We start from the raw sequence: 13,607 nt of genomic DNA, 5'->3' as shown, positions 1-13,607 counted from the left end.
GCGCGGCAGAAGCGTCCAGGGGAGCCAGTGACAACGCGATAGCGATCGCAGCCAGCGCCAACCTTGCAAGAGACCTTACAAGGCTGTGCGCGCTAGCTGGCGCTTCCGGTGCCAACCAACTTCCAGTTCGGATCGCGGGAACTCGTGTCGCGGGCAAATGTCCAGACATCGGTGATATCGGCGACCTTATCCGGCGTTCCATCGACAATGGCGCCGGTCTTGTCGCGGGTGACCGAGATCATCTGCGACACGAACCGCACCGTCAGCTGTGCCGCCTTGTCGCGGGCTTCCGCACCCACCAGTTCGGCCTTGTCGATCGAAACAAACCGCGTTTCGGTTTTCTGCTCGTGTTTCTCGCGATCCTTGATCACGGCGTCAAAACTCTCATAGACCTCGCTCGACAACAGATCCTTGAGCGCGCGGCGGTCGCCATTGGCAAACGCCAGCACGATCATCTCGTAGGCGCTGCGGGCACCGGAGAGGAAGTGACGGGGATCGAACGAGGAATCCTGCGCGACAAGCGCGTCGAGGCCTTGCGCCAGCGGCGTGCCCGCTTCCGCAATGCCCTTCCAGCGGTCGGTCGCCGGCGCAACGTCCGCGGTCGGCGCCAACGGCGTCTGATCGATCACGGCACCGGGCATCGGCACGACGTTGTTGTCCTGCGTACGCTGCACGACATTCGGCGCGGCGCGATCATAGGGCGGCCGTTCGCTCCCAGTGCGCTGTCCGAGGACGCTGCGCAGGCGCAGGAAGATGAAGACGGCCAGCGCCAGGAAGATGATAGTGTAAATATCCACGTCGTATTCGCTTTCTGGTTCTAACGCCGGCAACGGGTCCGGCGGTCGAGGGTTCCCTCATGACCCCGGGAACGGCAGAGATTACATCTTCAATCGAGACTGCAGCATGTAGGCATGAAACTTTGCCCGGCCAATGGCGCGTTTTGGCGCGGGTGAATTGTAGCGCGTTTTGGCCGCGAGGGGAAATCCGATCATGTCCGGAAATCACGCATATTCAATTATTTAGGATGACCCCAAAGGGGCTCGCTGGGAGGCCGGCCGCGCGCTATTAGCCATATCTGTCACAAATGGCGGTCGGCCGGACCCGCCTTCAGTCCGTCGTCCTTGTGGAATAAGGCGGGGCTATGATAGCCACTCGCCCGGCAAAGGCATTTCCGCCCGCCGAGCGCATTCAGACAATAACCCGGGCTCCGCTCGCCAGCGTTTTTAGGAGAGTTTCATGACCAACGGTAACGGCGCGCCCGCAGAGCAGGCCCCTGCCCAGCTCAACGTATTGGCGCAGTATACCAAGGACCTGTCGTTCGAGAATCCGAACGCCCCGGGATCGCTGGCGCCTCAGCAGCAGCAGCCGGCCATCAATATCCAGATCAATGTCGGCGCCAATAATCTCTCCGAAAGCGAGTTCGAGGTGACGCTTTCGATCGAGGGCAAGGCGGAAAATGCCGGCAAGGTCATGTTTTCGTTCGACCTCGCCTATGCGGGCGTGTTCCGCATCGTCAATGTGCCGAAGGAAAACCTGCACCCGCTGGTCATGATCGAATGCCCGCGGCTGTTGTTCCCGTTCGCACGCGAGATCATTGCCACCGCGGTGCGTGACGGCGGGTTCCCCCCACTGATGCTCGATCCCGTGGATTTCGTCGGTCTCTACCGCCAGAACATGGAGCGGCAGGCGGCGGCGCAGGCTGCTTCGGGCGCGAAACCCAGCTAACTGACGCTCAGCGGCTAAACGCCGCTGCAGCGTTTCAAGCGGCTCCCAGAAACTCGTTCCAGATCGGCTTGTCGCCCAGCGTGGCGACAAAGGCCCGGTGCGCCTCGCGGTCGGCATCGGTGATTCGGGGTGCGAGCGGCGTCTCGCGCTGCCGGCGCGGCATATCGCCGGTCCGCTCCGCTCGCGACTCGCGGGTTTCCGAGGCCAGGATCAGCTGCGACTGCCGTGCTCCGATCAGGTCGATATAGACCTCGGCCAGCAGCTCGGCGTCGAGCAGCGCGCCGTGCTTGGTGCGGCGGGAATTGTCGATCGAATAACGCGAGCAGAGATCATCGAGCCGGTTCGAGACGCCCGGATGCTTGCGGCGCGCCAGCAGCAGCGTATCGACCAGCCGGTCGCGCGAAATTGTCTGGCGCTTGATGCGGTCGAGTTCGGCGTTGATGAAGGAGATATCGAACGACGCGTTGTGGATCACCAGCGGCGCATCGGCGATGAATTCCAGGAACTCCTCGACCACTTCCGTGAACAGCGGCTTGCTGGACAGGAACTCGGCGGAGAGGCCGTGCACGGCGAACGCTTCGGCCGGCATGTCGCGCTCGGGATTGATGTAGCGGTGAAACGTTTGCCCGGTCGGCATGCGGTTGTAGATTTCGATGCAGCCGATCTCGACCAGCCGGTCGCCGCGCAGTGGATCAAGGCCGGTGGTTTCAGTATCGAGAACGATTTCGCGCATGGATTTTCTCTATAGCGTTTTCGAGCGAAGTGGGTACCGGTTCGCGTAAAGAAAACGCGTCAAACAAAGACCGGGCCGGGAAAACAGGCGAATCAGGTCCGCCGCCGCGGCATCTTAACAACCTCGGCCAGAATGTCCTGGATCCGCGTGCGTACGGGGTCGAGACCATCCGAAGTATCCACCACGAAATCGGCGCGCTTGCGCTTTTCGGCGTCCGGCAGCTGCCGGGCCAGAATGGCGTCGAGCCTCGCTTCATCCATCGTGCCCCGCGCCAGCACGCGTTGGCGCTGGACTTCGGTTGTGGTCGTCACCACCACGACCGCATCGACGCGTTTCTCGCCGCCGGTCTCAAACAGCAGCGGGATATCCACGACCACGACCGGCGCGCCCGCTGCTTCCGCATCTTCAAAGAATTTTTTTCGTGAGGCACCGAGCATCGGATGGACGATCTGCTCGAGCTGCTTCATGGCGGCGGGATTGTGCACCACCTGGGCGGAGAGCCGCGCCCGATCTACCTTGCCGTCGGCTGTGGTGCCGGGAAACGCCGCTTCGATCGCGGGCGCCGCCTCGCCTTCATAGATTTTGTGAACTTCGGCATCCGCGTCGTACACGGGAACGCCGGCCTCCGCGAATAACTTCGCAGTGGTGGATTTTCCCATTCCGATCGAGCCGGTCAGTCCAACGATCAGCATTACGTCGCCGTTTTGTTTGGGATTTCAGACACCGAGCAACCGCTCACCGCGGAAGAATGCGAGCAGCGGCAGCAACGGCAGGCCGAGGATGGTAAAATGATCGCCTTCGATGCGTTCGAACAAATGCGCCCCGAGCCCTTCCAACTGATAGGCGCCGACGCTGGTCGTTACCGCCTCTCCCGCCTGGTCCAGATAGGCCTCGATCTCGCCGTTGCTTAGCGATCGCATGGTCATGTGTGCAACACTAACATCGGCGAACAATATCTTGCCGTCGCGGGCAACGGCAAATGCCGAGTGCAATTCGTGGCGCTTGCCGGCGAGCAGACCCAATTGCTCGGCTGCTGCGGCACGGCCGGCAGGCTTGCTGAACAACCGGTCTCCAAGTGCGAGCGTCTGGTCGGCACCGACGACGTATCGGCCGGGTTTTTGCAGCGAGACCCACAGCGCCTTTTCCCGCGCCAGCAATTTTGCGATTTCGCCGGGTGCCGAAAGCCCGGACTCCTTTTGCACGGCGCGCTCATCGATTTCAGCCGGAACAGCTTCAAAAGCGATGCCGGCGTTGGCCAGCAGCATCTGCCGCGCGCGGCTATGCGAAGCCAGAACCAATGGGTCTTTTCCAAGCCAGATGCTCATAATAGCCGCGTCATTCCGGAAGCCGTTGCCGCTGCCGGTCGGTGAAAAGTTTCAGGATCGCGGCCGCGGTTTCCTCGATCGACCGCCGCGTCACGTCGAGCTGCGCCCAGCTGAACTTGGCAGCGAGTTTTCGTGCATACGCCACTTCATCGGTGACGGATTGGCGATCGACGTAATCGTCGTTGCCGGTCTCGGCACCCATGCTCAGAAGCCGGTTTTGCCGGACCTGGATCAGCCGCTCCGGCGTCGCATGGAGGCTGACCACCAACGGCTTCTTCAGCGTTTCCAGCTGGTGCGGCAGCGGAATCCCCGGCACCAGCGGGACATTCGCGGTGCGGATGCCGCGGTTGGCGAGATAGATCGAGGTCGGCGTCTTTGATGTACGGGATACGCCGACCAATACGATGTCGGCATCTTCGAGGCCTTCCACATGCTGGCCGTCATCATGGATCATCGTGTAGTTCAGCGCGTCGATGCGCTTGAAATATTCGGCATTGAGCACGTGCTGGGCGCCGACGCGCCCCGTGGTGGCCGCACCGAGATAGGCTTCGAACAATTGCATCACCGGCCCGATGATCGACAGGCTCGGGATGTTGATGTCCTTGCACTTGGTCTCGAGCCGGCCAACCAGATCCTTTTCCAGCAGCGTGAAAAGCACGATGCCCGGCGCCTCCTCGATTTCGTCGAGCACGCGGTCGAGCTGCTTCTGGCTGCGCACCAGCGGATAGACATGTTCGACCGCGGTGACGTTGGCGTACTGCGCCGCCACCGCGCGCGCCACAGTGATCAGCGTCTCACCGGTCGAATCGGAGACCAGATGGAGGTGAAAATAATTGCCGGTCGTGGGCACCAAAACCCCTGTGTATCCTGTGAATCCTTGTGGACCTTAGCCCAGAGAATTGGTCCTGGATCGCCCTCTCAGGGATAACCCGGCTTTTTCTACACAGGGCTCCCAAAAGGATAAGTCAGATCCCTGATCCGAACGATAGTGAGAATATGTGGATTTGTCTCTGCATAAGCTGCCGATAAATTGGTGCAAGCGTTTGATGCAAGGGGCGTTATTCGAACGATCCAATTCTCTTGCGGAAATGGTGATGGATGTGAACAAGCCGGGAGAACTGCGGGACGGTTTGTTGTGAGTCCAATTCACCGCTACTTAGACTCAAACCTAAGATTCTAAAAATATTAGTTAGAGAAGCGGTGCATTGAGGATATGTCTCCGTCCCCTGCTGGCGGAAGCTTTTCAGGCAAATGCTGAGAGCGTCTGAACGTTCCAAGCGGCGATGAGGACGAGGCGGCGCACGATGTACGAGTGGATCACGATCACGGCCTACCCGTGGATCAAGGCACTGCATGTGATTGCGGTCATCTCCTGGATGGCCGGCATGCTCTATCTGCCGCGGCTGTTCGTCTATCATTGCGAGGCCGAGGTCGGATCGAAGCAATCCGAGACCTTCAAGGTGATGGAACGCCGGCTGCTGAAGGCGATCATCAACCCGGCGATGATGATCACCTGGCTGGCCGGGCTGTATCTGGCCTGGAGCGGCCATTGGTACGCTTCCGGCTGGTTTCACGCCAAGTTCGCGCTGGTGATCGTGCTGTCCGGCGTCCACGGCTTTTTTTCGCGCTGGGTGAAGGATTTCGCCGCCGACAGGAATACGCGAAACCAGAAATTCTATCGTATTATCAATGAGGTGCCGACTGTTCTGATGATCGGAATCGTTATTCTGGTCGTGGTCAAGCCGTTCTAGGCGGCCTTTTTGGCGCGAGGAGTACTTCAGGCCTGCTTGCGAAGCGCCGGGCGATTTTCTATATTAGCCAAATCCCACCCCACGCAGGCGGATGTGGTTGTGTTCCGGTCTCCTTGTTGAGCCGGCCACCGCATCAGGTTTGAAGCCTCACCGGCGCTTTCCTCGCTTAGACCTGCGGACCTTCCGTTTTTCGTGTCCGCTTTTCCTAAAAGCCTAGCACCCCTCCTCTAGTTATTCTCCACAGGACCACCCCAATGCGGGAAATGAAACTCCAAGACCTCAAAGCAAAAACGCCGGCCGAGCTCGTCTCGTTCGCGGAAGAGAACGGGGTCGAAAATGCCAGCACCATGCGCAAGCAGGAGCTGATGTTCGCCATCCTCAAACAGCTCGCGATCCAGGAAACCGACATTATCGGCGAGGGTGTCGTTGAGGTTCTCTCCGACGGCTTCGGCTTCTTGCGCTCGCCGGACGCCAATTACCTGCCGGGCCCGGACGATATCTACGTCTCGCCCTCGCAGATCCGCCGCTTTGGGCTTCGCACCGGCGACACCATCGAGGGCCATATCCGCAGCCCGAAAGAAGGCGAACGCTATTTCGCGCTGCTCAAGGTCAACACGCTCAATTTCGAAGACCCGGAAAAGTCCAAGCACAAGGTCAATTTCGACAATCTGACGCCGCTGTTTCCGGACCAGCGCTTCCGCCTCGAACTCGAAGACCCGACGCGAAAAGACCTTTCTGCGAGGGTTATCGACATCGTCGCCCCGATCGGCAAAGGCCAGCGCGCCCTGATCGTGGCGCCGCCGCGCACCGGCAAGACGGTGCTGATGCAGAACATCGCGCACTCGATCACCGCCAATCATCCTGAATGCTATCTGATCGTGCTTTTGATCGACGAACGTCCGGAAGAAGTCACGGACATGCAGCGTTCGGTGAAGGGCGAGGTCGTGTCATCGACCTTCGACGAGCCGGCGGTGCGTCACGTCCAGGTCGCTGAGATGGTGATCGAGAAAGCCAAGCGGCTGGTCGAACATGGCCGCGACGTCGTGATCCTGCTCGACTCGATCACGCGCCTGGGCCGCGCCTACAACACCGTGGTGCCGTCATCCGGCAAGGTGCTGACCGGCGGTGTCGACGCCAATGCGTTGCAGCGGCCGAAGCGCTTCTTCGGCGCCGCCCGTAACATCGAGGAGGGTGGCTCGCTGACGATCATTGCGACTGCGCTGGTCGACACCGGCAGCCGAATGGACGAAGTCATCTTCGAAGAGTTCAAGGGCACCGGTAACTCCGAACTGATCCTGGACCGCAAGGTCTCGGACAAGCGGACCTTCCCGGCGATCGACATCTCGCGCTCCGGCACCCGCAAGGAAGAGCTCATCACCGATCCGCAGCTGCTCAAGAAAATGTACGTACTGCGCCGGATCCTCAATCCGATGGGCACCATGGATGCGATCGACTTCCTGCTCGACAAGCTCCGCAACACCAAGAACAACTCGGAATTCTTCGATTCCATGAACACCTGATCCATCAGGCCAGGTTTTGGGGAAGGGCGCCTCGTGCAGACGGGGCGCCCTTTTCGTTGGTCGCCATGCCGCAGCAAAGGTGCAGCATGGCCGGGGAGGCGCATCGGAGCCGGCCTTCACTTAAGTATTTGATATTACTTGGTTTAGATGCGGACAGGGCTACGAGACCGAGCCAAAGCCATCGATTTTCGCAGCAAAATTGCTGCAGCAAATTGGTTTCAGCAGGGCTGTTCCGCCTTCTGATCGGGATGTCGACCCGCAGCTCAAATTGCGTTGCCTTTTCAAGCACTCCTGCACAAATAGGCGATGCATCCGCGGGATCAGACCATTTTTGCGCTGTCGTCGGGCCGAGAGCCCAGTGCCATCGCCATTGTGCGGGTATCGGGGCCGGGGGCCGGTCCAGCGTTAACGGCGCTGGGGGGCAAAATCCCGCCAGCGCGGGCGGCGACCCGGATGCTGCTCCGCGACGTCAGCGGTCAGCCATTGGACGACGCGGTCGTACTCTGGTTCCCCGGGCCGGCCAGTGCCACCGGCGAGGACGTCGCCGAATTCCATGTCCATGGCGGGAGGGCTGTGCTGGCCTCGATCTTTGCGGCGCTGGCTGCTTTGGAAAATATGCGCGCCGCAGAGCCCGGTGAATTCACGCGGCGCGGGTTTGAGAACGGCAAGCTCGATCTGACCGAGGCCGAGGGTCTCGATGATCTCATTCACGCCGATACCGACCGGCAACGCCGCCAGGCGCTGCGCCAGCTCAAGGGCCTGCTCGGCGACAGAGCGCGCGACTGGCGCGCGCGCATCATCGAGGCGTCAGCGCTGATCGAAGCCGGGATCGATTTTTCGGACGAGGGCGATGTGCCCGCCGAATTGATCGCGCCGGCGCTGGTGAAGATCAAAACGCTTCTGGGCGAAATCGAAGAAGTCCTTGCGGCACAGGGCCAGAGTGAACGCCTGCGGGATGGTCTCGTGGTGGCGATCGCGGGTCCCCCGAATGTCGGCAAGTCGACCTTGATGAATCAGCTGGCGCGGCGCGAAGTGGCGATCGTATCGCCGCACGCCGGCACCACGCGCGACGTCATCGAGGTGCAGCTCGATCTCGATGGTTATCCGGTGACCGTCATCGATACCGCCGGCATTCGCGAGACCGACGATCCGGTGGAGCAGGAGGGTGTGCGTCGGGCGCGGGCTCGTGCCGCAGAAGCCGATCTGGTGTTGTGGCTTGCCGACCGGGCGGACGCGAGAATTGATCACGCAGGCACCGCGCCGGTCTGGCGCGTGCGCAACAAGATCGACCTGGATCCGGCCGGTCGGCCATTGGCCGAGGTATTGGGCCGAGGCGAGTTTGCGATTTCGGCCAGGGGCGGGGATGGGCTTCCCGAGCTGATCGCGGCCCTGGTCCAGTTCGCGCAGGATTATTTTGGCACCAGCGAGGGCGGGTTGATCAGCCGGACCCGGCAGCGGCAGTTGCTGCAGCAGACGGTGACTTCGTTGCAGCGCAGCATTGATGTGGTCGGGGAGGGCGAGGAACTCGCGGCCGAGGATCTGCGCGTCGCCGCGCATTCCCTTGGGCGGCTGCTGGGGCGCGTCGATGTCGAGGACATACTCGACGTCATCTTCCGGGAATTCTGCGTAGGAAAGTAATATTTCTTTCCTGCAGTACTTGATTCATTTCATGGCTAACCTGTTTCACGTGAAACACTTCCTGTGGCGCTGATGGAACCTGCTGTTTCACGTGAAACAGATCCATTCCTTTCAATTTCCCGCTTCCGCGATTTCTGACTCCGCGATAGAAGTCCGCCATGATTTCGCGCTCAGATTCCTTCGACGTTATCGTCATCGGCGGCGGCCACGCCGGCTGCGAGGCCGCAAGCGCTGCTGCCCGGATGGGCGCGAAGACGGCGCTGGTCACCCACAGCTTTGCGACCGTCGGCGCAATGTCCTGCAATCCTGCCATCGGTGGTCTGGGCAAAGGTCATCTGGTCCGAGAAGTCGATGCCCTCGATGGTCTGATGGGCCGGGTCGCTGATGCCGGCGGGATCCAGTTCCGGATGCTGAACCGTCGCAAGGGTCCCGCTGTTCGCGGTCCGCGGGCCCAGGCCGACCGCAAACTGTATGCGGCCGCGATGCAGGCGGCGATCACCGAGACCGCCAATTTGAGCGTGATCGAAGGCGAGGCGGACGAGCTGATCGTTTCGAGCGGGCGTGTCACCGGCATTCGTCTCGGCGATGGCCGCGAACTTAGCTGTGGTGCCGTCGTCATCACCACCGGGACCTTCCTCCGTGGTCTGATCCATCTCGGCGAAAAGAACTGGCCTGCGGGGCGGGTCGGCGAGGCTCCGGCGATGGGGCTTTCGGCTTCCTTCGAGCGTGCCGGCTTTAAGCTTGGCCGTCTCAAGACTGGTACGCCGCCGCGGCTGGATGGCACGACCATCGACTGGTCTGCGGTCGAAATGCAGCCCGGCGACGATCCGCCGGAGCCGTTCTCGGTCATGACCGACCGCATTACGACCCCACAGATCCAGTGTGGGATCACCCGCACCACGCCGGCGACCCATGAGGTGATCCGGGCCAATGTGCATCGCTCGCCGATGTATTCCGGTCAGATCAAGAGCAGCGGTCCGCGCTATTGCCCCTCGATCGAAGACAAGATCGTCCGCTTTGGCGACCGCGACGGCCATCAGATCTTCCTGGAGCCGGAAGGCCTGGAAGACTCGACCGTCTATCCTAACGGCATCTCGACCTCGCTACCTGAGGAGGTGCAGCTCGCGATCCTCTCGACCATTCCTGGTCTCGAACAGGTCAAGATGGTCCGCCCGGGCTATGCGATCGAGTACGACCATGTCGATCCCCGGGAACTGGAGCCGACATTGCAGGCCAAGCGGCTGCCGGGACTGTTCCTGGCCGGGCAGATCAATGGCACCACCGGCTATGAAGAGGCCGCAGCACAGGGAATTGTTGCGGGGCTCAATGCGGCACTGTCCGCAAGCGGCGGCGATGCGATCGTTTTCGACCGTGCCGACGGCTATCTCGGCGTGATGATCGATGATCTCGTGACCCGCGGGATATCAGAACCCTATCGCATGTTCACATCGCGGGCGGAGTATCGTCTCACCCTGCGAGCCGACAATGCCGACCAGCGGCTGACCGACAAGGGGATCGCACTGGGCTGCGTGGGGCAGGCGCGTTCGCAGCGCCACGGCGCCAAGATGGCGGCGCTCGAGTCCGCGAAGTTGATGGCGAAGTCTTTGACGATCACTCCCAACGAAGCCGGCAAACACGGCCTGGCGCTGAACCGGGATGGCCATCGCCGCTCGGCGTTTGAGCTATTGGCCTATCCGGAGGTCGAATGGTCCGCACTGCAAGGCATCTGGCCCGAGCTATCAGCCATTGACCCATCAATCGCCGTCCACCTCGAGATCGACGCCAAATATGACGTCTATCTGAAGCGCCAGACCGCTGACGTCGACGCCTTCCGGCGTGATGAGGGCCTGGTTCTGGCCGACATCGATTATTCCGATGTGCCCGGTCTCTCGAATGAAGCGCGCTCAAGGCTTGAGGCGGCACGGCCGCGAACCGTGGGGCAGGCGGGGCGGCTGGATGGTTTGACGCCGGCCGCGCTCGGTATCCTGGCGGCATATCTGCGACGTGAAGCCCGGCGAAAGACTTCGAAGGCGACGGCTTAAGACGTTTCACGTGAAACGGGACGGTCGGGTCCGAGGGCGCGGATGCCGCCTCCGTCATTGCGAGGAGGGCAGCGACGAAGCGATCCATCCTTCCCGTATGCCGGGCTATGGATTGCTTCGCTTCGCTCGCAATGACAACTTTGGCAGCGGCGACGTCGAGCCGAATCGATAGGTCGCCGAACAAGTGAAATTTATGCGCACGCCTTCCGACAAAGCCGCCGCCCTCGCCCTCACCCCCGTTTCACGTGAAACCGAGGCGCGGCTGGATCGCTATGTCGATTTGCTCCGGGAATGGCAGGCCAAAACAAACCTCGTGGCGCCGTCGACACTTCCACATCTCTGGACCCGCCATATCGCCGACTCGCTGCAGCTCTTGAGCTTGGCCCCCAGCGCGACCAGGTGGGTCGATCTCGGGAGCGGCGGTGGCTTTCCCGGCGTGGTGTTGGCCTGCGCTTTGGCCGAGACACCGGGGGCCAATATTCAACTGGTCGAACGCAACGCCAAGAAAGCCGCGTTCCTGCGCGAAGCAATTCGTGTGACCTCGGCGGCCGGGACCGTGCATCTCGCTGACATCGGGGATATCGTGGATAGAATCACCGGCCCTGTCGATTGCGTCACTGCGCGAGCGCTGGCTCCGTTACATCAGCTCATCGGTTTCGCGGAACCGCTGGTAGGGATGGGCGCAAAAGCGTTATTTCTAAAGGGCCAAGATGTAGAGGCTGAATTGACCGAAGCCACTAAATATTGGAATATCAAGCCGCAACTTCACTCCAGCCGCACGGGCGGACAAGGCTGGATCGTCGAACTCGACCGCATCGAGCGACGCAATCCGACCGCGATGGGCACTGGGGTACGAACGTGATTGATGAGGTAGATCAAGAGGATAGGGCGCCTGCACCGGCCGGCCATCCGCGTATTTTGTCGCTCGCCAACCAGAAGGGCGGCGTCGGCAAGACCACCACCGCGATCAATCTTGGCACCGCACTCGCTGCGATTGGCGAGCGCGTGTTGATCGTCGACCTCGATCCCCAGGGCAACGCCTCCACCGGCCTCGGCATCGATCGCCGCAACCGCAACTGTTCAACCTACGACGTGCTGATCGGCGAAGCCCCGCTGCGCGAAGCTGTCGTTGTGACCGCCGTGCCGCGTCTGCATATCGCGGCTTCCACCATGGACTTGTCGGGTCTCGAATTGGAGCTGGGATCGACGCCTGGCCGCGCCTTCCGGCTGCGCGACGCCATCGCGGCGCTGAACAACAATGCGGCGCCCGACTCCGATTACACCTATGTGCTGATCGACTGCCCGCCGTCGCTCAACCTTCTCACCGTCAATGCGATGGCGGCATCCGACGCGATCCTGGTGCCGCTGCAGTGCGAGTTCTTCGCGCTCGAAGGTCTGTCGCAATTGCTGCAGACCGTGGAGCAGGTGCGCTCGACGTTGAATCCGAATCTGTCGATCCACGGCATCGTGCTGACCATGTTCGACTCGCGCAACAATTTGTCGAACCAGGTCGTCGCCGACGTCCGACAGTTCATGGGCGCCAAGGTCTACAACACCATGATCCCGCGCAACGTGCGCATTTCAGAGGCGCCGTCCTACGGCAAGCCGGTGCTGGTTTACGATCTCAAATGCGTCGGCAGCGATGCGTATCTGAAACTCGCAACCGAAGTGATCCAGCGCGAGCGTGAGCTCAGGACGCATTGAACGAATTGTAGGGTGGGCAAAGGCGTCTTCGCCGTGCCCACCATCCCGCGTCGTAGCATTCTGGTGGGCACGCTTCGCTTTGCCCACCCTACGATCTGAAACACAAATTTTAATTCCGGAGTATGCTGCGTGAATCCAAGGGAGCTGGCGATGGCCGACGAAGCGCGTTCGCGACTGGGCCGCGGTCTTGCAAGTCTGATCGGCGATGTCGGCGGCGAGGCCGCGCATGTCGAACGCCCGCGCAATCAGCGCAAGGTGCCGATCGAATTTCTAAAGGCAAACCCGCGCAACCCGCGCCGGACGTTTGCCGATGCCGAACTCGGTGAGCTCGCTGCTTCGGTCAAGCAGCATGGCGTGATCCAGCCGATCGTGGTGCGTCCGGTGAAGGGCGTCGCCGATCGCTACGAGATCATCGCGGGCGAACGCCGCTGGCGCGCCTCGCAGCTGGCCGGGCTGCATGAAGTGCCGATCGTGCCGATCGAGGTCAGCGACAGCGACGCGCTCGAGATCATGATCATCGAGAACGTGCAGCGCGAAGACCTCAATGCGATGGAAGAGGCGCAGGGTTATCACGCGCTCGCGGAGGAATTCAAACGCAGCCAGGAAGAGATCGCCAAGGAAGTCGGCAAGAGCCGCAGCCATGTCGCCAACATGATGCGGCTGACGAAGCTGCCGGCAGAAGTGCAGGCCCTCATCGCCAACGGCGAATTGTCCGCCGGCCACGCCCGCGCGCTGATCGGCGTGCCCGATCCGCTTGCCTCCGCAAAGCGCATCGTCGCCGAAGGCCTCAACGTCCGTCAGGCCGAAGCGCTGGCGCATGAAGAAGGCGTGCCGGAGCGCAAGCCGCAGAAGGCCCGTAGCGGCGGCAAGACCAAGGATCCCGATACGATAGCGTTGGAGAAACGCGTCAGTGACGCGCTGGGTCTGGCCGTGACCGTGAACCACCGCGATCCCGGCGGCAGCGTCCAGATCAGCTACCGCACCCTCGAACAACTCGACGAAGTGATGCGGCGGCTGGCGAAGGGCGGGTGAACGTAGCGCTCGATATTATTTTCGTCGTCCCGGCCAAGCGAAGCGCGAGCCGGGACCCATACGCCGCGGCCCGTCGGTAAGAGCGCTGGCGTTAGAGACCTTCTGCAACAATGACTGCCGCGGCGTATGGGTCCCGG

13 protein-coding genes are annotated in these 13,607 nt (G+C 61.5%); 8 read left to right on the top strand and 5 right to left on the bottom strand.

Annotated elements, in window-relative coordinates; translation table 11 throughout:
- Positions 1-92: 92 nt before the first annotated feature.
- A complete protein-coding gene (locus JQ567_RS23920; RefSeq protein WP_192740658.1) occupies positions 93-797 on the bottom strand; it encodes a Tim44/TimA family putative adaptor protein in 705 nt (234 codons plus the stop codon).
- A gap of 439 nt (positions 798-1,236) precedes the next feature.
- On the opposite strand from JQ567_RS23920, the gene secB reads away from it, so the two are divergent.
- Complete coding sequence (gene secB / locus JQ567_RS23915) at positions 1,237-1,725, top strand: protein-export chaperone SecB (protein ID WP_212264150.1); 489 nt, start codon at positions 1,237-1,239, stop codon at positions 1,723-1,725.
- A 34-nt stretch (positions 1,726-1,759) separates the two neighbouring features.
- Here secB and dnaQ read toward each other — a convergent pair whose 3' ends face one another.
- The 4 genes from dnaQ to JQ567_RS23895 all read right to left on the bottom strand — a co-directional run bounded on the left by dnaQ (position 1,760) and on the right by JQ567_RS23895 (position 4,633).
- Positions 1,760-2,458 carry a DNA polymerase III subunit epsilon gene (gene dnaQ / locus JQ567_RS23910; RefSeq protein WP_212441074.1) on the bottom strand — a complete coding sequence of 233 codons (699 nt, stop codon included), beginning with the start codon at positions 2,456-2,458 and terminating at the stop codon, positions 1,760-1,762.
- 92 nt (positions 2,459-2,550) lie between these two features.
- A complete protein-coding gene (gene coaE / locus JQ567_RS23905) occupies positions 2,551-3,150 on the bottom strand; it encodes a dephospho-CoA kinase (protein ID WP_212441073.1) in 600 nt (199 codons plus the stop codon).
- 24 nt (positions 3,151-3,174) lie between these two features.
- Positions 3,175-3,783 (bottom strand): nucleoside triphosphate pyrophosphatase, encoded by a 609-nt coding sequence (locus JQ567_RS23900; protein ID WP_212441072.1) that lies wholly within the window; start codon positions 3,781-3,783, stop codon positions 3,175-3,177.
- 10 nt (positions 3,784-3,793) lie between these two features.
- The gene (locus JQ567_RS23895; protein WP_212441071.1) at positions 3,794-4,633 is read right to left on the bottom strand and encodes a pyruvate, water dikinase regulatory protein; all 840 of its coding nucleotides are present in this window, start codon (positions 4,631-4,633) and stop codon (positions 3,794-3,796) included.
- Positions 4,634-5,087: 454 nt separating this feature from the next.
- Between JQ567_RS23895 and hemJ the strand changes: the two genes are divergently transcribed.
- The 7 genes from hemJ to JQ567_RS23860 all read left to right on the top strand — a co-directional run bounded on the left by hemJ (position 5,088) and on the right by JQ567_RS23860 (position 13,470).
- Positions 5,088-5,534: a protoporphyrinogen oxidase HemJ gene (hemJ, locus tag JQ567_RS23890; protein WP_212441070.1), complete on the top strand. Its 447-nt coding sequence runs from the start codon at positions 5,088-5,090 to the stop codon at positions 5,532-5,534.
- 254 nt (positions 5,535-5,788) lie between these two features.
- The gene (rho, locus tag JQ567_RS23885) at positions 5,789-7,054 is read left to right on the top strand and encodes a transcription termination factor Rho (protein WP_074821153.1); all 1,266 of its coding nucleotides are present in this window, start codon (positions 5,789-5,791) and stop codon (positions 7,052-7,054) included.
- Between the two features lie 306 nt (positions 7,055-7,360).
- Positions 7,361-8,692 carry a tRNA uridine-5-carboxymethylaminomethyl(34) synthesis GTPase MnmE gene (mnmE, locus tag JQ567_RS23880; protein WP_212441069.1) on the top strand — a complete coding sequence of 444 codons (1,332 nt, stop codon included), beginning with the start codon at positions 7,361-7,363 and terminating at the stop codon, positions 8,690-8,692.
- Positions 8,693-8,850: 158 nt separating this feature from the next.
- Complete coding sequence (gene mnmG / locus JQ567_RS23875; protein WP_212441068.1) at positions 8,851-10,734, top strand: tRNA uridine-5-carboxymethylaminomethyl(34) synthesis enzyme MnmG; 1,884 nt, start codon at positions 8,851-8,853, stop codon at positions 10,732-10,734.
- Between the two features lie 193 nt (positions 10,735-10,927).
- Complete coding sequence (gene rsmG / locus JQ567_RS23870; protein WP_212441067.1) at positions 10,928-11,596, top strand: 16S rRNA (guanine(527)-N(7))-methyltransferase RsmG; 669 nt, start codon at positions 10,928-10,930, stop codon at positions 11,594-11,596.
- Complete coding sequence (locus JQ567_RS23865) at positions 11,596-12,438, top strand: ParA family protein (RefSeq protein WP_212441143.1); 843 nt, start codon at positions 11,596-11,598, stop codon at positions 12,436-12,438. Before rsmG ends, JQ567_RS23865 begins: the two co-directional genes overlap by 1 nt.
- Positions 12,439-12,588: 150 nt before the next feature.
- Complete coding sequence (locus tag JQ567_RS23860; protein WP_212441066.1) at positions 12,589-13,470, top strand: ParB/RepB/Spo0J family partition protein; 882 nt, start codon at positions 12,589-12,591, stop codon at positions 13,468-13,470.
- Positions 13,471-13,607 lie beyond the last annotated feature (137 nt).

The organism is Bradyrhizobium sp. AUGA SZCCT0431 (genome assembly GCF_018131065.1).
GTDB lineage: Bacteria > Pseudomonadota > Alphaproteobacteria > Rhizobiales > Xanthobacteraceae > Bradyrhizobium.
Note: the sequence above shows the minus strand (reverse complement) of the source record. Positions and strands in the feature narration are given on the sequence as shown.